We start from the raw sequence: 21443 nt of genomic DNA, 5'->3' as shown, positions 1-21443 counted from the left end.
ATTATATGTATAATATGAAATTCATTTTTAATTCGTAACAATCATATACACCTGCAATCTAACAAAAAATAGCTCCACCATTAGGCGTAGCTATTTTTACAATTATTGCTTATTCAAATTATATTCCTTTATCTAACTCATAAAGTTTACGATACTTTTCATTTTCTTTCAGAAGTTGTTTATGACTACCTTGCATGACAATTTGGCCACGATCAAGGAATATAACTTCGTCTACATGTTCTATTCCTACAAGATGGTGCGTAATCCAAATAACCGTCTTTTCTTCCGTTGCAGAAAACATTGTTTCAATTAAAGACAATTCTGTTTTTGGATCTAAACCGATAGTCGGTTCATCAAGTACAATAATTGGTGTTTCTTGCATAAGAGTTCTAGCAAAAGCAACCCTTTGTCTTTCCCCACCAGAAAACCGCTTTCCCATTTCATGCATTTTTGTTTGTAATCCGTCTGGAAGAGAAGTAACATGTGAAGCTAATTGTGCTTTCTCTAAAGCTTTCCATATCTCTTCATCCGTCGCCTCTGGTTTGCCAATTCGTACATTATTTCCAATTGTCGTATCAAACAAATGGGGCTTTTGATTTAATACAGAAATATATTTAGATAAAAGATTCGTATGAGCTCGTTCACCATTTAGTACAACTTGGCCATTTACTGGGCTTAACGCCCCTGTTAACAATTTTAGTAAAGTAGATTTCCCTGTGCCACTTCTCCCTAAAATAGCAATTTTCTTCCCTGCTTTTATTTGTAATGATACATCTTTTAATACAATCTCATTACTATCTGGATAACTATACGATACGTGATTCAGTTCAATATCTACATGTTTTGGTTCAATATAATCTTTCTCTCCATGCAAATCCGTTTCATCATGTAAAACACTATCACTTTCTACGCCATTAAGACGATGGGTAGATTCTACATACGACGGTATTCGATCGATGGCATCTGCAATAGGAATAAGCGCGTTCGTTACAGATAAAGTCATTAATACGAAAGCTGCGATAACTGTAGGAGCAATTTGTTCACTTGCCGCTTCATTACCAGTCCATATGATCATCGAAATAACTACAATACCTACTACTAATTGAATGATACTGTCCCGAATATGATACCAGCGTTTCACTCTCTTTTCGATTTTTAACAACTGATCATTTTGTTTTACATACTCATTAATAAATTCATCTTTACGACCACTTGCTTGCCAATCAGATAATCCAAAAACAGCATCTGTCAGTTGTTGATACAAACGGTTTCTTCCTTGCTTTAAAGTAACATGATGTTTCTTCATCAAAAGTAATGATACAAACGGAAGAAGAAAAACGATAATAGCTAACATACAACCTACAATAAGTGCAAAAACAAAATCAAATGCACCGATAACAAGTACGAAGATACTATAAACAACTAGCGCTAATATGCTAGGAAATATTGTACGTAAATATAGGTTTTGCAAATGCTCTATATCTTCGGATAACACTCCTAACATATCACCCGTTTGAAATCGAGAACGGAAAAATAACGCCTGTGGTTCTACTATTCTATATAGCCTCGTTCTCATTTTTTCTAATATACGTAGTACGACATCATGTCCAACTAAGCGCTCTATATAATGAAATACAGCTTGCCCTATACTAAACGCTCTTGTTGCAACAATAGGAACATATACAGCCATTACATTTTCTGGTCTAAGGGCAGATTTTGAGATCAAATAACCTGAAATAAAAAGTAACATCGCTCCTGAACTAACTCCAAGAAGACCAAGGAAAATAGTTAAAGTCATTCTACCTTTATTTTGTTTTATATAAGGTTTAACCCAGTTACTCATTTCTCTCCCCTCTCTTCCCTATGAAAATGTAATGTCTCATTCTCTAAAAGTTCTTCATACGTCCCACTTTCTTTCATTTCCCCTTTATTTAAAATAAGAATATGGTCCATTTGTTTCATCCAATGTAGACGGTGGGTTGCTAAAAATACTAACTTTCCATTAAATAGACGTAACATCGCTTGCTTTATTTCAAATTCGGTTTCAATATCAAGATGTGCCGTAGGCTCATCTAATAAAATGATTGGTTTTTTACTTAAAAGCGCACGCGCCATAGCAACACGCTGTTCTTGTCCGCCACTTAGCATACGTCCACCTTCTCCAATTCTTTCGTGCATCCCATTTGGAAGTGATGTAACGAGTGAACGAAGGCCGACTTCATTAATAACTCTTTCAACTTCTTCATCTGTTGCATTTGTTTCATAAAAACGAATGTTATCCTTTAATGAAAGCGGAAAAATATAAGGTTGCTGCGGAATATAAGCGATATTTTTTTGCCAATCTTCACGAGTAGACCCGTCAATTTCCACACCATTTACAATCATCTTTCCAGCTGAAGGAGTTAAAAATCCTGCTAATACGTCGATTAACGTCGATTTGCCTGCACCACTTTCACCAATAACACCAATAGCACCGTTACCTTCCCAAGTAAAATTAATTCCTTCTAATATAGCCTTTTCAGATTCAGTATTATTAACTTTGATGTCTTGTAATTTCAAGCTACTAGAGGCATTCCATACTATATCTTCATTTAAATCTTTCTTTTGTATTCCTTTTTGTTGTTGCAAAATCTCTTCTATTTGCTCCATCGCAATTTGTCCATCTAATGTCGCATGATAATTTGCTCCCACTTGTTTAATCGGCAGAAAATATTCCGGAGCTAAAATCAAAATTGTAAGGGCTGGTAATAGTATAATCGTTCCATCTATTAAACGTATCCCTAATCCAACTGCCACAAACGCAATTGATAAACTCGTAAAGAAATCTAATGCAAAAGAAGAAAGAAAAGCAACTCGCAAAGTACGCATCGTTGCTTTTCTATACCTTTTACTTACTTTTTCAATCTTTCCTTCGTGCTGTTCACTTTTCCCTAAATACTTTAATGTTTCTAAACCTTTTAACGTATCTACAAAATGGTTCGAAAGTACACGATATATCTCGTACTGACTATCTGCCATTTTTTGCGCTGCTAATCCGAGAAGAATCATAAATATGATCACGATAGGAATCGTTACAACTAAAATGATTCCAGACTCAATATCTAGCGTAAAAACATATAGTACAATTAGACCTGGAACGATGCTACTTCTAATCATTTTAGGAATCGCTAATTCAATATATGTTTTAAATTTCTCAATCCCTTCAATTGATAAGGTAACCAGATGACCAGTCCCAACAGTTTGAACATACCTTGGACCTAATGTGAAATATGCCTCTACTAGTTGTTTTCTTAGTAACGACCCTGTTTTTTCAGCAAAACGTTCCACTAATATTTGTGATGTTCGAACTACTATATGACGCGCTGCAAACGCGATACCAAAATAAACAATTTCACTTAATATTGTTTGTACTGTCTCTCCATGAAATAAAAACGTAATAGCTCGTGCTAAAAAGATTGTTTGCGCAATAATACTAAAAGCTTCTAAAATACTAATAATCGTTAACGCTACATATAAAATACGGCTACCGGGATAAGACGGAAGTCCTCTTTTTCTTTTCATTAGTACTCCAAATCGTTGTCTGACTTAACAGGTTGTCTAAATACATAATAACTCCATATTTGACTTCCGATAACGAAAGGCAAAATAGCAATCGCAAAGTAAGTCATAAGTTTTAATGCATAAGCTCCTGATGCTGCGTTGTAAATTGTCAAATCATTCATTGCTCCTAAAGAGCTAATCATAACACGTGGGAACATACCGATAAATACACTCGCACTTAGTAAAATGATTGTTAAACTCGTCATAAAGAAAGCCCAACCATCTCTTCTTCTTTTATTTAATAAAGTGGACACTAATAGTGCTACAAAAGCTCCGATTGGTACCATAATCCATTCTGTTCCATGAGCAGTGAAAATGTCGGTTTTCCATAACCCCACACCAGCAAAAACAAGAAGTGTAATTAATGAAAATGGTGCAATTTTTATTGCAGCAATTCGTGCACGTTCTCTCAATTTACCAGTTGTACGTATCGTAAGAAATTGTAATCCGTGAACAATACATAGTAGGAGAAACATTACTCCTCCAAGTAACGCAAATGGATGAAGTAATTGCAAGAATCCACCTACAACATTTTTACTCTCATCAATAGGTACACCTACCATAAAGTTTGCAATCGCAACTCCCCAAAGGATAGGAGGTAACATACTTCCAATAAACATCCCCCAATCCCATGCACTCTTCCATTTATGATTATCTATTTTCGCACGAAATTTAAAGGAAACACCTCTTAAAATTAAAGCAAGAAGCATAAATACAAATGGAATATAAAAACCACTAAATAAAGTTGCATACCAGTGCGGAAATGCCGCAAACATCGCTCCACCAGCACAAACAAGCCATACTTCATTCGCGTGCCAGAACGGTCCTATTGTATTTAAGTAAACTCGTTTTTCAAAATCATTCTTTCCTAAAAACCTCGAAACCATTCCTACCCCAAAGTCGAAACCTTCCAGTACGAAGAATCCAACAAACAAGATTGCAATAACTAAAAACCATAACTCATTAAGAGATAACATACTCTTCCTCCTTATCAAATGGATCATGGCTTTGATAATCCTTTTTCGTTTTCTTATTCTTGTGGCCCTTAATGGTACGAACAAATAAGTACACACAAATTCCACCCATAATTAAATACATTGATGTGAATGAAATAAGTGAGAATAATACTTCACCGAATGTTACATTTGGTGATACAGCATCTTCTGTTTTCATTACACCAAATACAACCCAAGGTTGACGACCCATTTCAGTCATAATCCACCCTACTGTATTACCGATGAATGGAAGAGAAATTGCATACACCATTAATTTTAAATACCACGTTTTTTCAGCTAAACGATCTTTTCTTGATAAGAACCATCCGTAAGCTCCTAGAAGAAGCATGAATGTTCCACTCATTACCATCGCTCTAAAACTCCAAAACATTGTATGCACTGGAGGAATATAATCTCCAGGTCCATATTTTTCCTCATATTGTTTTTGAATTTGATTCATCCCTTCAACTTGACCGCTAAACTTATCATACGATAATAGACTTAGCATATAAGGGATTTGAATTTCAAACGAATTTTCTTTCTTCTCTGTATCAATTTTCGAAAATACTGTAAATGGTGCTGGATCCTCACTTGTATTCCATAGCGCTTCAGCTGCCGCCATCTTCATTGGATGTGTCTTAATTAATTGTTGCGCTTGTGCATGACCGAAGAATAATACAAGCGCCGTTGTAATTGTTCCAACAATGATAGAAATTCGGAAAGATTTTTTAAATACTACAGTTTCTCGTCCTTTTGTAATTTTCCATGCACTTACACCAGCAATAAAGAATGCACCTGTTGCAATTGCCGCTGTAATTGTATGCGGGAATTGTACCCATAGTTGTGGGTTTTGAATAATGGCTAAGAAATCATTCATTTGCGCACGACCATCAGCTGCCATTTCATACCCGACAGGTGACTGCATAAATGCACTTGCAGTTAAAATCCAGAATGCTGATAACATCGTTCCAATTGAAAGGAGCCAAATACACATTAAGTGAATTCGCTTCGGTAATTTATCCTCACCGAATACCCATAACCCCAGGAATGTAGACTCAATGAAAAATGCCAGTAATCCTTCAATCGCAAGTGATGGACCAAATACATCACCTACAAAACGTGAATACGTTGACCAGTTCATACCAAACTGGAATTCTTGTAAAATACCTGTTACTACACCTACTGCAAAGTTAATAAGGAATAATTGCGTCCAAAACTTTGCCATCTTCTTATATACTTCTTGCCCTTTTACCACATACAACGTTTGCATGATCGCAATAATAAAAGCTAAACCAATTGACAGCGGAACAAAAAAGTAATGGAAAATCGTTGTTGATGCGAACTGTATTCGTGCCAATTCGAGCGTTTCCATACTAAAATCACTTCCTTCATAGTTTTTATAATAAAAGTTAATTGAGCAATCTTATCAAACTCAATTATTAAGAAATACGAAAAGACAAAAACATTCTGTATGTATTGTCGAAAAATATGAAGTTTCAGTTTTTCAAACTATTGTAATGCTATTTTTTACCTTTTCACTATTTCTGTAGTGTTTTATTCGTTAATCGAATTGTATAATATACCTGCATAGTAAATTCAGGTTATTTTTGACGTATTATTGACATCATTTTGTCTGAAATATGTCTTTTGTCATTTTTTTGAATCAGATTTTTCTCATTAGCAAAATGTGTTTTTTCAATATACTTCTTACTTTTATATCTATAAAACAATCGTTTTTCTCTTCATACACTTGACTTTCACCCGAAAAAATGCCCTCGAAACTACCCTCGATAAACGCTTGTTTTTTGTCAAGAGAAAAATGTATTTTTAAAATTCAAACTCGAAATAATGTTATTCAAAAATAGAAAATAACTTCCCTCTTCCTCGACTAAAAGTTCATTTTTTTGTCATTTTTCCAGAACAAATAAAAAAACTGAAAGTCGATTAGACTCTCAGTTTTTTTTATTTATTTTGCTGTATGTTTTCTAACGGCTGGTAAAATTTCAGTAGCAATTAATTCAATATTTTTCTCAATTTTATCAAATGGTACACCGCCAAAATCAATTTGTGCCATAAAGCGTTGTTGGCCAAATAATTCATATTGGTACAGCATTTTCTCAATGATTTGTTGTGGGCTACCAACCATTAAAGCATCACGGTAATCTATTGCATTTGTAAATTGCTGTTTCGGATACCCACCACCGCGCAGTGTAAGCATACCAGCATTAATGTGAGGGTAATATTCACTAAGTGCATCTTGTGAATTTTTTGCCGTATAAAATAAACTCGTTGTCGCAACTGGTAAACTAGCTGAATCAAATCCACTTTGTACAGCCGCCTCGCGGTAAGCATCTACTGACACTTTAAAGTTAATTGCTGGACCACCAAGTGTTGTTATCATCATTGGTACACCCGCGCGTCCCGCTTTAATTGCACTAGCTGGTGGACCTCCAACCGCACGCCAAATTGGTAAGTTATTATTTTTCGCTCTCGGAATAACCGATGCATGTGCGAGCGGTGCTCTGAACTGTCCATTCCATGTTACATGTTCCTCGTTATTAATTTTTAATAAAAGATCCATCTTCTCTTCGAATAATTCTTCATAATCATTCACGTCATAACCAAGTAAACTATATCCCCCAATACGAGATCCACGACCAGCCACAATTTCTGCACGTCCATTAGAAATCAAGTCAATTGTAGCGAAATCCTCATATACTCGAACTGGGTCAGATGTACTTAATATCGTTGCTGAACTTGCAATTTTTATATTTTTCGTAGCTTGCGCGACCGCACCTAAAATAACTGTATGAGCTTGTGTTGTAAAATGCGTTTGATGACTTTCACCGACAGCAAACACATCAAGCCCTGCCTCATCTGCTAACTTAGCTGTTTCAATTAGTTCGTGAATTCTTTTCTCTGGCGTAATTTTCTCCCCATTATGTGGATTTAAAACATGATCACCAATTGAATATAATCCAAACTCAATTCCTTTTCTTATATCTATACGGTATTTTTCCATAGTTACTCTCCCCTTTAATAAAGTAGTATTAGTTTTTTTCTAAAAACGTTGGTAAGTCAGGTATATCTCCGTATTCCCTACGCCTTCACTTGATTAGTCAATTGATAGTATAAAAAAAATTACTCTTGGGGTAATTCTTTTTTTTCACTATGCTTATGAACTTTCGTCATTAGCTCGTATAATATTTTCTGCTCTTCTTCATTTAATACATCATCAAAAAACGAAGATTGAAATGCAAGTTGCTCTGGCAATGCTCTCTCTAAAGCTGCTTCTCCTTGCTCTGTAAGACTAATTGTTTTCGTTTTCCAATCTTGTTTTCGTACAATATATCCTTCTTTTTCAAGACGAGTTAACATTCGAGAAATGCCACCTTGTGTAACAGTTACCTTTTCAGCTAACTCCATTTGTGTTAGTGGTTGATACGTACGTATTTGCAAAAGCACATCAAATTGAGCTGTCGTTAAATCAAAACGTTTTAAAAACTCATTTGACATTTGATTACTTTGGTTCGTAAATCGTATTAAACGTAACCATATTAATGATCCTATCGTATTATCACGCATGTTTGATCACTTCCTATCGTGAATCTTACTATCACTTTACCACTCAAGTGATAGTAATGCAAGAGAAAATCACATTTTTTATATAACTCAACTTACTTTTACTTAACTAAAGGCATCACTCGTGTAGTATTAGGTCTACTTGCCATTCTCTACATCTCCATAAAAAAAGGATTAAGCTCCAACGCCAATCCTTATCATGCATTTATTTTTTGTTTTCAAAACAATATGTTTGAAATTCACATCGTCTTCTAATCTATTATTTTCTTTTATCGTACCGTAAATTCATTTGAGCATACCGTCTTCATGTAAAACTTGTATAAGTTTGCATAAAAGGCTCTTGTTTACACCAATTGGGCTCTTACGGGATAAATCATTTAAGTTCTACTTTTACTTCCTCTTTAGACATAACATCAGGTCTATAAATTAATTCAAGATTAGAATCACCTTTTTTCGCTTCAAATGTTATGGCTCCTGTTAACTTACCGTTTGGATCTACATCTTTAATTTTAAAAATATTTTTATTACTAGTTGAAAATGTATGGTCCACGATACTTCCATCTCCTCTTTCAAGGTAAAAATCTAATGGATTAATTCTAACTTTTTGATTACCAATATTCTCTACTGTAACATGAACAATAACAAACTCATTACCTTTTTCCAGCTTATCATATTCTGCCACTTGTGCTATTTGTACTTTATGGACTGTTAATTTTTGATTTCTAATTTGAGTAGTTTTTTCAACATTATATTCTCTTGTATCTTCATTCTTCGTATTTTCTTTTTTGGCACTACTTTGCTCTTCCTTCGTATTATTTGATACAGTTTTAGCTACTTCTTTCTTCTCATCACATGCCGATAAACTGAAAGCTAACGTCCCTGCTAAAGTGACTGTCGCGATTTTTTTTAACATAAATTCCCTTCCCCCAATGTAAAAATGATAAAAATCCCCAAAAACTATATATTATACTAACAGATAAATGAACAGCATATTGTCGTTATGTGTCGAATGTAATAAGGCTATGTATAAGTATGAAGTCTTACTTTGCTTCATCTCTCAACTGTTCGACATATGATAAAATTTTAACAATAAGACATCCACCTTACTTACGAACTCTTTATTCCCATAACTATGTGTATCATAAATTTTTAAATAAGAAAAAATTAAAATAAAATGATAAAATTAAACAAATCACTAATATAAAGGTGGGCAGAACATGCATATTTCTAAACAATTTATAAAACCATTCCCTGAATATGAAGACATATTTTATGATGATTTGGAACAACATAAAAAGCACTTTTTACCCATTTGTTCTATAAACTTACAATGTATTGAACCGGAATTGGACGAATGGGTACATATTGTGTCAGCAAAAGAAATCCATGATGGTTGCGTGGGTGATTTCACCAAACCATTTCACACAAATTTTACGAAAGCAGATACATTAGGATTCGATGTCATTAATGGAAAATATAAATTTGAAGCGGATTGGAATTATTTCGAAATCGAACAAAATAATTCTGACATAATAGAACAAGCCTATGAGAGTAATAAAAGAGATTATCAAATCCGTAAAGAGTATTTTCAACGTAATCAAAAAATTTATCCTTATTCTAGCTTAGGAAAAGAAATAACATCTGTAGAAGTATTAGAACAAGAGTTTGCTGAAAAACAAACAAATGGCTGGGGATTAAATTATCCTGTGGTAAATGGTATCCTAGATGATGTTCGTTTTATGACAGAAGAAGGTGAAGAATTATTAGAAGACTGCGATAACGAAGACGAAATTTTTGACTTTACGAATCTTCTATATGTACCAAAAGATGAATATGGACATCCCTTTACATATGTTGGATTTGTTACAGGATATTATTTTCAAGCTTATGGTGCCGATCGTATTTACTTATTCTTTAATAAAGAATTAAGAAAAGCAGTAATTTGTTTTGAATATACATAAGATAATTAAGAAAAGTCCATTTTGAACATTATTACTTGAATCAAAATGGATTTTTTATAAATAATTTATTTCTATTTCAATTCCGCATCTACTGTGAAATGTGTAAAACCTCATATAATGTAATATCCCCTATCTCTTCAATTTCAGGCTTTACTTCATAAAATTCAAACTGACTATATCCCCACTTATCTGGGTTATACACTATTACATTCCCTTTACAATTTTCTGTATTCTGGACATTCTTATTAAAAAAGTTAAATTGAGTTTCAATCAATGAATTCTTTTGAGAAATACTCCCCACGTATTCAACAACATACTTACATTTCTTAAAATCATCACTTAGATTAACAACTAATGGAACACCTATATTTATTTGTTGCCATCCAAAAGATTGTAAAATATTATCATAATATCCTTCAAAGATAAATTTGTTCATTCCTTCATGGCCATTCCAAATATATAAAGGTGCATAACAGTTATAGAAATTCCCGTCCTTGCCTACCTCAGTAATTAAATAAGCTTTAAAATTCAGGTCTTGAAAACCATCAGTTTTATGCCCATTATCCTTTACCCTATTCCTAATAATCTTTATATCATAATCCTTTGGCAAAATGACCTTATATTGCATTCCAATCATGTTTATCACTCACTTTCTATCCTATATACATAATGATAAACCGATGATTGACTAACGTAAAATAGGTATAAATTATGTTTGGTATCATTTATAATGATAGTGCATAAGGGGCTGAGATATATGGAAATAAATGATCTTATTATATTCAAAACTGTTGCCAGTGAGGGTTCTATTAGTAAAGCTGCTAAAGAGTTAGGATATGTTCAACCGAACGTAACTGAGCGAATCAAAAAATTAGAACAAGAATTAGAAACGCATTTACTACATAGAGATAACAAAGGCGTTTCCTTGTTACCTGCTGGTGACATTTTATTAGATTACACGAATAAAATATTAACTCTATTAGAAGAAGTAAAAGATGAAATTAAAACGAGTGGTTCTTCTTATATAATAGCGACGTCACAATCTATTTTGACAAATTATTTAAGTAGCGTATTGAAGAAAACTTCAGAAATTATCAAATATATGTAGAAAGTAGTAGTCATTTGCAAAAATCACTTCAGCAACAAAAAGTTGATATGGTCATAACTTATGAGTATTATCCTGACGCATCGTTTAAAAAAGTGTTCACAACCTCAATTTCTGTAGGCTTATTAAAAGCGAAAGAAAAATGTACCATTGATTATTCAAAAGAAATTTTCTTCGTTAGCAATGACAAAAAGTGCCCTTTTAGGAATAAGACAATACAATTTCTAAAAGAAAATAATCTATCTCAGCAACAACTTCAACAGTTGGATTCTTATTCGCTTATGGAAGCGTTTATTGATGATGGAAAAGGAATAGCTTTTTTACCGATTAAAAATGATAAATTGGTACCAATTGAAGATGTTCCAATTGAGAAATTAGCTGTTCATTTTTTTACAAATCAAAACTCTTTCAAACAAATCCCTGATGAACTATTTGGTTAATAAAAAATCCCTCCTTTATGAATCTAAAAGAGGGATTTTTATATTCTATACAATTGATTTTTCACACATTTTGCTCCACTTCTGCACTTTTCTCCTTCTTATTCCGTTTCATATTCTTCAGTCCCTTAACCGTGCCAACTAATCCTTTCGGGAAAACTAGCAATACGATAATGTACAATAAACCAAGAATAATCGTCCATCGTTCAAAGATCGGATACTCTGTAGCTAGTTCTGATAAATAATATTTTAGGGATTCAATAATCCCAGATCCAGCAATAGCTCCAATTAATGTTCCGACTCCTCCAATCATTGTCATCAAGAGTGCATTTAGTGTCATTTCAATTGAAAATACAGTCGTATTGACAAAGCGTAATGTAATAACAAATAAACCACCGCTAATTGCAGCTACTATTCCTGCTACTACACTTGCGATTATTTTATAATGGAGGACTTTATATCCAAGTGCTTCAACACGTTGTTCATTTTGTGAAATTGCCTTTAATACTTTCCCAATAGAAGACTTTGTAAAAAGACGTAATAGAATAAAAATGAAGCATAAACATACAAGTGATACATAATAAAAAGTAAAACGATCACGGAATATTTCTGGTACACCAAATGTAAAACCATCTCCTCCGTGAGTGAGCCCACGCCATTTTTCAGCAAGGACGAAAAACAACTGTGAAATAGCAAGTGTTAGCATCGCATAAAAATGACTTTTCAGCCGTAAAGAAAGTAAACCAATTATATAACTAACTATTGCTGAAATGATAATTGCAGCTACTATTCCAATTAAAAAGTTCGTTATTGATACGCCTTGTCGATCAAATAAAAGCGCTACCCCATATGCTCCTATCCCAAAGAACATACAATGACCGAACGATACAATTCCTGTATACCCAAGCAATACATCAAAACTCATTGCAAAAATAGCAAAGATGAAGATTTGAGTGAACAAAATTAACAAGCTCCTTGAATCATTTACGAACGGAAATACACTTAAACAAATGAGCATACATACTCCAAAGTATACTTTAATTCGGTCCGATGTGTTGTTCACCATTTCACCCCTTTTCACCAACAAGTCCAGTTGGCTTCACTATTAAGAAAAATAGTAACATTAACATATTAATTGCAAGTGATAAATCTGGTATAAAATACGCTGTAAAAGCACCAGCTAATCCAACAATTAAAGAAGCAATAGCTGAACCTTGTACGCTTCCTAATCCACCGATAATTACTACTATAAAAGCTAAAATTGCATACTGCATGCCCATCTCGGCGAAAATAACGCCCGAATACGGTGCTAATAAGAATCCTCCCAAAGCTGCCATCCCTGCTCCTAATAAAAAGACGAAAGAAAATATCGCTTTTACATTAATACCAAGCGCTTGAACCATTTCTTTATCCATTACACCTGCACGGATCATAAGACCTATCTTCGTCTTTTTGAGTAATAGTAGTAGTGCGATGTAAATAATTATCCCAATCAAAATAACAAATAGACGATATTTAATTAATATAATACCTCCGAATGTAAAACTTCCTTGTAACCATAACGGTAATTTTGCACTAATAGGGTTTGGCCCCCAAAATATTTTAATACACTCACTAAGAACGAGCATTCCTCCAAGCGTAACGAGCAGCTGTCGAACATGATTTCCATATACCGGTCTAATAAGAAACCTTTCTAAAATAAATCCTAGGAACATTCCCATGGCTACTGCTCCAACTAAAGCTAATATATAACTTCCTGTCATATTAAATAACCAAACACCTGTAAATGCTCCCCATGCAAATAAACCACCGTGTGCAAAGTTTAAAACGCTCATTAGACCGAAAATAAGTGAAAGACCTGATGCTAACAAAAAAATGAGCATCCCTGTTGAAATCCCATTTACAAATAAATTGATTAACACATCCATCCTTTTCACCTCGGATTCATGTTAAGAGATTCCTAAATATTTATGACACATTTCCTTATCCTTTTTTAATTCATTCATAAAACCGTTATGAACAATTCGTCCGTTATCCATAATGTAAAAATAATCACCAATTTGACTGGCCATCATAAAATTTTGCTCAACAAGTAAAACTGTTGTTTTCTCTTTCATCTTCAAAATAGCTACCATTAATTTCTCCACCATTATCGGGGATAGCCCTTTGCTCGGTTCATCAATAAGTAATAATCCATCACTATTAATAAACGCTCTTGAAATAGCCAACATTTGCTTTTGCCCTCCGCTCAAGAGCCCACTTTTCTTATTCCAAAACTGCTTTAAATCCGGAAATAGTTCCAGCATCCACTCTATTTTCCCTTCTACTTCCTCACCTTTTCCCCTAGCAAGAGCGAATGTTTCTTCTACTGTCAAATCATGAAAAATACCTTGATTTTCTGGTACATACCCTATTCCTTTCCTTGAAATTAAATGTGTAGGTAATCCACTTACTTTTGCACTATCATAATAAATTTCACCATCTGCAATGCGGTGAAATCCCATCACTGAACGTAATGTCGTTGTTTTCCCTGCCCCATTTCTACCAAACAGTACAGTAATCGTCCCTTTCTCAACAGCAAGAGATACTCCTTGCAAAATATGAAACTGATCTAAATACGTTTCTATATTATTCACTTGTAATAGTGCCACTATATAATCCCCCTAAATAAGCACTTTGTACACGCTCATCTTTCATAATTTCTTCTGGCAATCCTTCAGCTAATAACTCTCCATGAAATAAAACGATAAGATGATCTGACAAACCTAGTATCATATCCATTTTGTGTTCGATAAGTACAATTGTGCTCTCTGGATGTTTCTTAATATTTTCAATCACTTGTAATATAGCAGGGACTTCCTCAACCGAAATACCTGCCGTCGGCTCATCAAGTAATAACACATCCGTTTTTAAAGCCAATAACATCGCAAGTTCTAGCTTTCTTTTCTCTCCATGTGCCAAATCTTTCGCTAATATGTTCTCTTTCTCGTGAAGTAATACTGTTTTTAAGAAACGTCTCGCCTCTCCAACTTGTTGCTTTAATTTTGCTGAACTCGGGAAAAAACTATAGTAATCTTGTACGAATGATTGAACACTTAAACGGACATTTTCAAGTACCGTTAATTCTGGGAATATGTTTGTAAGCTGAAAAGAGCGACCGATTCCTAAGCGTGTTCGATCTGAAATCGATAGTTTTGTAATATCTTGCCCTTTAAAATACATTTCACCTGTTGTAGGTGAAATCTGTCCACTTAGTAAATTAAATAATGTTGTCTTCCCCGCACCATTTGGCCCGATAATAGAAATGAGCTTTCCTTTTTGGACAGTTAAATTTACATCTTTAATAACTTGATGTTCACCAAAAGATACACTAAGATTTTTCGTCTCTAGCAAATGTGTCACGAAATCCCTCCCTTTAAAGCCGTGAGTATGAAGGAAATATGTATAAAGAGGGTCCCCCCTCTTTATACAAAAACAACAGAAAATTCAGTCTATTTATTTTGAACTGGTGGTTCTGTTTCTTTCATCGTTAATTCTCGCTCTAACACTGGCACCGGATAATCAACACCATCTTGCTTTTTCAATGTGATAGAATACAGCGTCTGCATCGCTTGGTGGTCCTTCTCTCTAAACTTCATCTTTCCTTTCGGTGTATCAAATTCCATTCCTTCCATTTTCTTAATCAAGGTATCTACATCTGTATCACCTTTTGTTTTCTTTAAGGCTTCTACAATAGAAATTGCTGCTGACATTCCTCCCGCTGTAAACAAATCTGGCACTACACCATTAAAACGTTTTTTATGCTCTTCAACTAGCCAATCATTCACTTTATTTTTTGGAAGTGTGTGATAATATACAGAAAAACCTTGCATACCTACTAATGCATCCATTGTTTTTAATGCTGGTATATCTGGCGCACCTGTAGAAATTTTAATACCTTGCGCTTCCACATTCATATCTTTCAACTGTTTCCAAGGTGAATTTGCCCCTGCCCAAACGATAAATAAATAATCTGGTTTTGAACTAATGATATTTTGAATATTCGCTGTAAAATCTGTTGAATTTGTATCCGCGTATTGCTCATTCACAATGCTCGCACCTAATTTTTTCGCACCCGCTTTAAATGCAGCAATCCCTTCACGACCAAAAGCGTTATCTGGGGCAAATGTCGCAATCTTTACACCTTTTTTCGCAATTGCCGCTGCTCCTGCAATCGCATCTTGTGAGGAACTTCTTCCAGTTCTAAAAATATATTTATTCCAGTTCTTCCCGGTAATACTATCCGCAACTGCCGGTTCTACAACCATAATCTTTTCATATTCCCCGGCCAGTGGTAAAACCGCTAACGTATCACTTGAACTAGACGATCCAACTAAAAAATCAACTTTCTCTTCTTCTAATAACTTCGTAGCTTTTTTAACTGCTACATCAGCTTTCGTTTCTGTATCTTCTACAACAAACTTAATCTTTTTCCCATCTACTTTCCCAGTTCCACCAGTTGCATAGTCTAACCCTAATTCAAATCCGTTCACTGTTTGTTTTCCATACGATTCTAGCGGTCCTGTTAAAGAAGCAAGAACTCCTACCTTAATCGTTTTTTCATCCTCTGTACTTGTTTTCTTTCCTGAACAAGCTGCCGTTATTAATAACGAACCTAAAACACAACCAGTAAACATTGTCTTTAGCCACTTACGTTTTTTCATCGACATTGTGATCCTCCCCATACTTTACTTTCTGATAGAATCAAACACGCCAAAATCCCCTGTCCGTAATCATGACTAACTAATTCGATAGATAATGGAAAACTCTTGTAGTACCCTCTACATTCGGCACAAATATATAATCACCTTCCTATGTAATGGAAACGGACATACAATCAATATATATTCTGCAATCCAATTGAAAATACTGTTTCATTTCAGTAATGATCATACAAAAAGACTAACTTATTTTTTAAGTTAGTCTTTTCACCTTAATTAGAGTTAAGTTCTACTTTCTCTAACCCTTCAGCCAATTGTTTCTTATCTAGTCCTTCTCCTATTACTACTAAGTTTGTCGGGAAACCGAAGTCTTGTTCTAATAAAGTTGGTACTCCGAACGAATATTGGAATAGGTGAGGGTATTTATCTCCACGGAATTTCACAAAACCTTTCACTCGATAAATACTATCTGGTAAATTCGAAAGCCATTCATATAATTTGTCTTGATCAATCGGTTTCGTAAATTGATATGTCATCGTTTGTATATGTAAATGCTGTTTGACATGTAGTGTCTCATGTTCCTCATCATTTGGAAATTCTGCTTCTTCTATATCTTTTAAAGATATATTACAATACTTTGTCTCATACATTTTCGCATGATCATTTATTGCCTTTACTTCTTCAAATACTGTGTTCTTATCTTCATCTGTTAGTAAATCTGCTTTATTAACAAGAATGTGACTACCAAATTTAAGTTGCTCATGCAATAGCTGTTGTACATTTGCACTTAATATACTTCGGTTTAACCACCTTACTGCATCTAAAACGACTACAATTGATTTCACTTCCAGAAAAGGAGCTAAAATTGGCGAGACACACGCGTCTAACACTTCAATTGGATGCGCAACACCTGTCGTTTCTATATAAATTACATCTGGTCTTTCTTGTTGGTATAACGAATGTAATTGTATTTCAAGCTCTTCTTTTAATGTACAACAAATACATCCTTTAAGAAGTTCTCTTAAAACATTCTCTTTTCCAATAATATCTGTATCTACCGAGTATTCACCAATTTCATTCATTAATACTGCAACTTTTCTATTCTTCTTTTTCTCTGCTAACAATAAATTTTGTAATAATGTTGATTTTCCACTACCTAAAAAACCACCTAATATATGAATCTCCACTTTATTCATTCAACCGACCATCCATTTCTTTACTTCAAATGTATTCAAAGCGTAATAATTACGATTTATATTTATCATTTTATTAAAAGAATGACCATTTGTAAATATAAGAGATTCACTGTTCATTTACTTCATATGCAACTCTAACTCCAGACTCAATTGCCCCTTGCATCCATCCATGTGTTAATGTCGTATGCTCTCCTGCAAAGTGTACTTTTCCAGATGGTGGTGTAATATACGGAAATAACTCGAGCTCTTGGCCTGGTTCGAAAGCTGTAAATGCACCGCAAGAATACGGATTTTTACTCCAGCTAAAAGATGTTCCAGTGACAAACTCACTATAGACGATGTCACCGTATATTTCCGCTAAATTTTTTAATGCGTAACGAATACGATCTCTTTGCGGGAGACTATCCCATGTTAACGCCTCATCTGCCCACGTATAACTTGCTATAACGATAGCTGGTCCTGGAGTATGAATGCCATAACTCGGATAGTATGTAAAACGTATCGGTAAATCAGTAATAGATTTACCTCCACACTGTCCCGCTTTCTCCCAAAATCTACTTTTAAACTCTATTGCAATTTTAGTTGCAGCAATATAATTTAATTCACGAATTGCTCTTTTTTTAAAATAAGAGAATAAATAGTATGGCTGAACTTCTACAAACCTTAACGCTGAAAATGGAATTGTAATAATAGCAAAATCACTTGTTATTGTAAATTGCTCTAACGTTTGTTCATGATTTCCTTGTAACATTACTTTATTATCTTCTTGTATAATTTTATCAACCTTATACTGCATTAAAATATGTTCCCTTAATTGTGGTAAGAATGCATTCGATAACTTATCCATTCCACCAGTTATTTCATAATATTTCGTTGTTGAAGTAAAGAAAATCATTTCACGTAATACTTCAATTAAGGACATTCCCATATAAGCTTCCATATCAAGAAGTACCCCAATCATATCTATTGCACCATCTGAATAATACTCCATTAAAAATGAACCAAGCGAATACGTTTTATACTTTTTTTCAACGATAAGCCAGTTTTTATCAGGATCCTTCTTAATATAATTTAGTATTGGTTCTAATACCTCAATCATTAGCTCTTCTGCCGTTTTTCCTTTTTCTTTATCCAAAACCGGATATTCAAGTACACTTGGATCATTTTCAAACACATTCAATCTCGTTTGAATGTTATTCGTATAAATGATATCTGCAAAAGTTTTATTTATAAAAAGGTTTAAAGGTAGTTTAAATTTATGAATATACGCTAAGGTTAACTTATGGGTGTCAGGGATTCTCATCGGTCCCGCATTAAAATATAAACCCACACTAAATGGTTCCCGAATCGTGTACACTCTGCCACCTATTCTGTTATTTGCTTCTATAATCGTTACTTCGTGCCCAGCCTCTTTTAATAAAGAACCTGCAACTAATCCAGAAATCCCTGCACCTGCAATCGTAATCCGTTTTGGGTTATTCTTTTTAACAAGCCCTGCATGAATAATATGAAGCATTTCTTCCATTGTTAATGGGTTCCCCATACCATTTCCCCTTTTACAAAGGATTTTACTGAATTATATTCGGTTCACTGAATTCCTATGTTTTGTTCGCAGATTTGCACGGATACATTTTCAAATACTTGAATATCTTTTATAAAATGTAATAAACTAGATATGACTCTATAGAAGTAAGACGTATTATCTTACATAACAAAACCAATGAAATTGCGAGGAATTTTGAAATGAAAAAAGGTATTAACCGTGTTGTATTAGTAGGAACAGGAGCAGTTGGATGTAGTTATGCTTACTGCATGATTAACCAAGCCGTAGCTGAAGAATTTGTTTTAGTCGATGTAAATGAAGCAAAAGCTGAAGGGGAAGCAATGGATTTAAGTCATGCTGTTCCATTCGCCCCAGCTCCAACTAGAGTATGGAAAGGCAGCTACGAAGATTGTAAAGATGCTGACCTTGTAGTTATTACAGCTGGATTACCACAAAAGCCAGGCGAAACACGTTTAGATTTAGTTGAGAAAAACGCTAAAATCTTTAAACAAATCGTTCGCAGTATTATGGATAGCGGATTTGATGGCATCTTCTTAATCGCAACAAACCCTGTAGATATTTTAACTTATGTAACTTGGAAAGAATCTGGTTTACCGAAAGAACGTGTAATCGGTTCTGGTACAACGCTTGATTCTGCTCGTTTCCGCTATATGTTAGGTGAGTACTTCGATATTGGTCCACACAACATTCACGCTTATATTATCGGAGAACACGGCGATACTGAACTTCCAGTTTGGAGCCATGTTTCCGTTGGTATCCAAAAACTACAAACACTGCTTGAAAAAGACAACACGTATAATCAAGAAGATTTAGACAAAATTTTCATAAACGTCCGTGATGCAGCTTACCATATTATTGAGCGTAAAGGCGCAACTTATTATGGTATCGGTATGTCACTTCTACGTGTTACAAAAGCAATTTTAAACGACGAAAATAGTGTATTAACTGTATCAGCTTACTTAGAAGGTCAATACGGTCAAAAAGATGTTTATATTGGGGTACCTGCTGTTTTAAATCGCGGCGGTGTTCGTGAAATTTTAGAGGTTGAATTAAGTGAAGATGAAGAATTAAAATTCGACCACTCTGTTCAAGTATTGAAAGAAACAATGGCTCCGGTTCTTTAATTAAGATAAAAAGCAATCCAATTTATTTTGGTATTGCTTTTTATTTTCATTATCTCCTATGACTTTTTAGTGATTTTCTATCATTTCTTATTTTTTAGTCGCATCCTCATTATTTATATCAAGTACATCTAATAAAAAGATAAAGATTGGTATCCCGATAATAAGCCCCCATATTCCGAGGAAATGCTCTGAGAAGATAAGAATCATAAATGTGTAGAATATTGGTAAATTTGTTTTTGCAGACATAAACTTCGGATTTAAAAAATAACTTTCAAGAGCATGGATTACTGTTATGAATACGAGTATGTATACTACGTACATAACTCCGCCTACGTTGTAAGCAATGATACAAAGTGGAAACAAAGAAATAATCACACCTGCAACAGGAATCAACCCTAGTAAGAAAATCATAACAGCTAATACAAGTAGCTGTGGAAATCCTAAAACGATTAATGCAATGACAGTAAGAATACAATTTACAACGGCAATTAAAAACTGAGCCTCAATTACTTTGCCGAACGATCTTGCAAATCTTTCACCAAAATATGCAATTTCCTCATAAAAGATTTTTAACTTACTATCTTTAAACTTAGATGTAAATGTAATAATACGCTCTTTTTCTAATAAGAAAAATAAGCTTAAAATTAGAGATAATAATATTTGTAAACTTACCTTCCCTATATTTGCTATCGATTGATAGATGACATCTACACCTTGTTCTATATATTTTGATACTTCCATCCCATTAATTGTCGAAAGTGCATATTTAACGATTTCATTATCAGGTGGATTTTGAAAAAATAGTTTAAACTGATAAATTAATTGTGAAATTTGTATCGTCAGCACAGGTAAATATTTATATAACGTTGTGCCTATAAAGGAAACCAATATTATATATAAACATGCAATAACAATTTTCCGGTTTACTTTCAATTTTCTTGAAATAAAACGTTGAAATCGATCCATTAAAAAACGTCAGTATAAACGTAATTAATATTAAATTAATCATACTTTTTAATGCGTATAATACAAGCGCTACTATTATTAAAACGAGAAACCGTTGAAACCCTCTACTTCGAAAAAAACTCTTTACTTCATTCATTAAGAATTAACCTCCCCCTTCAATGGATGGAAATTGAATATATTACATTTTATGAACTCCTATAGACAATCTTTCTT

17 protein-coding genes and 2 pseudogenes are annotated in these 21443 nt (G+C 34.0%); 3 read left to right on the top strand and 16 right to left on the bottom strand.

Going from position 1 to position 21443, the window contains the following annotated elements; all coding sequences use genetic code 11:
* Window positions 1–118: 118 nt before the first annotated feature.
* The 7 genes from cydC to HMPREF1014_RS09725 all read right to left on the bottom strand — a co-directional run bounded on the left by cydC (window position 119) and on the right by HMPREF1014_RS09725 (window position 9090).
* Entirely contained in the window at window positions 119–1843 is a 1725-nt protein-coding gene (cydC, locus tag HMPREF1014_RS09755; RefSeq protein ID WP_000073645.1) for a thiol reductant ABC exporter subunit CydC, read from the bottom strand.
* Window positions 1840–3561, bottom strand: a complete 1722-nt coding sequence (gene cydD / locus HMPREF1014_RS09750) for a thiol reductant ABC exporter subunit CydD (RefSeq protein WP_000824024.1) — start codon at window positions 3559–3561, stop codon at window positions 1840–1842. Before cydD ends, cydC begins: the two co-directional genes overlap by 4 nt.
* On the bottom strand, window positions 3561–4577 hold the full coding sequence (gene cydB, locus HMPREF1014_RS09745) for a cytochrome d ubiquinol oxidase subunit II (RefSeq protein WP_000950083.1): 1017 nt from the start codon (window positions 4575–4577) through the stop codon (window positions 3561–3563). Before cydB ends, cydD begins: the two co-directional genes overlap by 1 nt.
* Window positions 4564–5967 (bottom strand): cytochrome ubiquinol oxidase subunit I, encoded by a 1404-nt coding sequence (gene cydA / locus HMPREF1014_RS09740; RefSeq protein WP_000448872.1) that lies wholly within the window; start codon window positions 5965–5967, stop codon window positions 4564–4566. The genes cydB and cydA overlap by 14 nt, the downstream gene beginning before the upstream one ends.
* Window positions 5968–6561: 594 nt before the next feature.
* A complete protein-coding gene (locus HMPREF1014_RS09735; protein ID WP_000417541.1) occupies window positions 6562–7617 on the bottom strand; it encodes an LLM class flavin-dependent oxidoreductase in 1056 nt (351 codons plus the stop codon).
* Window positions 7618–7736: 119 nt separating this feature from the next.
* The gene (locus HMPREF1014_RS09730; protein WP_001205523.1) at window positions 7737–8180 is read right to left on the bottom strand and encodes a MarR family winged helix-turn-helix transcriptional regulator; all 444 of its coding nucleotides are present in this window, start codon (window positions 8178–8180) and stop codon (window positions 7737–7739) included.
* 370 nt (window positions 8181–8550) lie between these two features.
* Window positions 8551–9090: a DUF4352 domain-containing protein gene (locus HMPREF1014_RS09725; RefSeq protein WP_000913457.1), complete on the bottom strand. Its 540-nt coding sequence runs from the start codon at window positions 9088–9090 to the stop codon at window positions 8551–8553.
* Window positions 9091–9394: 304 nt separating this feature from the next.
* On the opposite strand from HMPREF1014_RS09725, the gene HMPREF1014_RS09720 reads away from it, so the two are divergent.
* Window positions 9395–10138, top strand: coding sequence for a hypothetical protein (locus HMPREF1014_RS09720; RefSeq protein WP_000548213.1), 744 nt, complete (start codon window positions 9395–9397; stop codon window positions 10136–10138).
* A gap of 88 nt (window positions 10139–10226) precedes the next feature.
* Here the strand turns inward: HMPREF1014_RS09720 and HMPREF1014_RS09715 are convergent, their stop codons facing one another.
* The gene (locus HMPREF1014_RS09715) at window positions 10227–10775 is read right to left on the bottom strand and encodes a DUF4865 family protein (RefSeq protein WP_000579875.1); all 549 of its coding nucleotides are present in this window, start codon (window positions 10773–10775) and stop codon (window positions 10227–10229) included.
* A 120-nt stretch (window positions 10776–10895) separates the two neighbouring features.
* On the opposite strand from HMPREF1014_RS09715, the pseudogene HMPREF1014_RS09710 reads away from it, so the two are divergent.
* Window positions 10896–11683 (top strand): annotated as a pseudogene (locus tag HMPREF1014_RS09710) (LysR family transcriptional regulator).
* A gap of 61 nt (window positions 11684–11744) precedes the next feature.
* Here the strand turns inward: HMPREF1014_RS09710 and HMPREF1014_RS09705 are convergent.
* The 7 genes from HMPREF1014_RS09705 to HMPREF1014_RS09675 all read right to left on the bottom strand — a co-directional run bounded on the left by HMPREF1014_RS09705 (window position 11745) and on the right by HMPREF1014_RS09675 (window position 19119).
* Window positions 11745–12698 carry a branched-chain amino acid ABC transporter permease gene (locus tag HMPREF1014_RS09705; protein WP_009326792.1) on the bottom strand — a complete coding sequence of 318 codons (954 nt, stop codon included), beginning with the start codon at window positions 12696–12698 and terminating at the stop codon, window positions 11745–11747.
* Window positions 12699–12747: 49 nt separating this feature from the next.
* Window positions 12748–13608, bottom strand: a complete 861-nt coding sequence (locus tag HMPREF1014_RS09700) for a branched-chain amino acid ABC transporter permease (RefSeq protein ID WP_000382787.1) — start codon at window positions 13606–13608, stop codon at window positions 12748–12750.
* 21 nt (window positions 13609–13629) lie between these two features.
* The gene (locus HMPREF1014_RS09695; protein ID WP_001196696.1) at window positions 13630–14331 is read right to left on the bottom strand and encodes an ABC transporter ATP-binding protein; all 702 of its coding nucleotides are present in this window, start codon (window positions 14329–14331) and stop codon (window positions 13630–13632) included.
* Entirely contained in the window at window positions 14309–15082 is a 774-nt protein-coding gene (locus HMPREF1014_RS09690; protein ID WP_000149336.1) for an ABC transporter ATP-binding protein, read from the bottom strand. The genes HMPREF1014_RS09695 and HMPREF1014_RS09690 overlap by 23 nt, the downstream gene beginning before the upstream one ends.
* An 89-nt stretch (window positions 15083–15171) precedes the next feature.
* Window positions 15172–16389 carry a substrate-binding domain-containing protein gene (locus HMPREF1014_RS09685; RefSeq protein WP_000062005.1) on the bottom strand — a complete coding sequence of 406 codons (1218 nt, stop codon included), beginning with the start codon at window positions 16387–16389 and terminating at the stop codon, window positions 15172–15174.
* A 263-nt stretch (window positions 16390–16652) separates the two neighbouring features.
* Entirely contained in the window at window positions 16653–17576 is a 924-nt protein-coding gene (locus HMPREF1014_RS09680) for a CobW family GTP-binding protein (protein ID WP_001044941.1), read from the bottom strand.
* 106 nt (window positions 17577–17682) lie between these two features.
* Complete coding sequence (locus HMPREF1014_RS09675; RefSeq protein ID WP_000528024.1) at window positions 17683–19119, bottom strand: flavin monoamine oxidase family protein; 1437 nt, start codon at window positions 19117–19119, stop codon at window positions 17683–17685.
* Window positions 19120–19319: 200 nt separating this feature from the next.
* Between HMPREF1014_RS09675 and HMPREF1014_RS09670 the strand changes: the two genes are divergently transcribed.
* On the top strand, window positions 19320–20264 hold the full coding sequence (locus tag HMPREF1014_RS09670) for an L-lactate dehydrogenase (RefSeq protein ID WP_000715321.1): 945 nt from the start codon (window positions 19320–19322) through the stop codon (window positions 20262–20264).
* 87 nt (window positions 20265–20351) lie between these two features.
* Here the strand turns inward: HMPREF1014_RS09670 and HMPREF1014_RS09665 are convergent.
* Window positions 20352–21366, bottom strand: a pseudogene (locus tag HMPREF1014_RS09665) (AI-2E family transporter).
* Between the last annotated feature and the right edge of the window lie 77 nt (window positions 21367–21443).

It is taken from the genome of Bacillus sp. 7_6_55CFAA_CT2 (assembly GCF_000238655.1).
GTDB classification, from domain to species: Bacteria; Bacillota; Bacilli; order Bacillales; family Bacillaceae_G; genus Bacillus_A; species Bacillus_A cereus.
The sequence above is the reverse complement of the archived record's forward strand: the minus strand, read 5'-3'. Positions and strand labels throughout refer to the sequence as shown.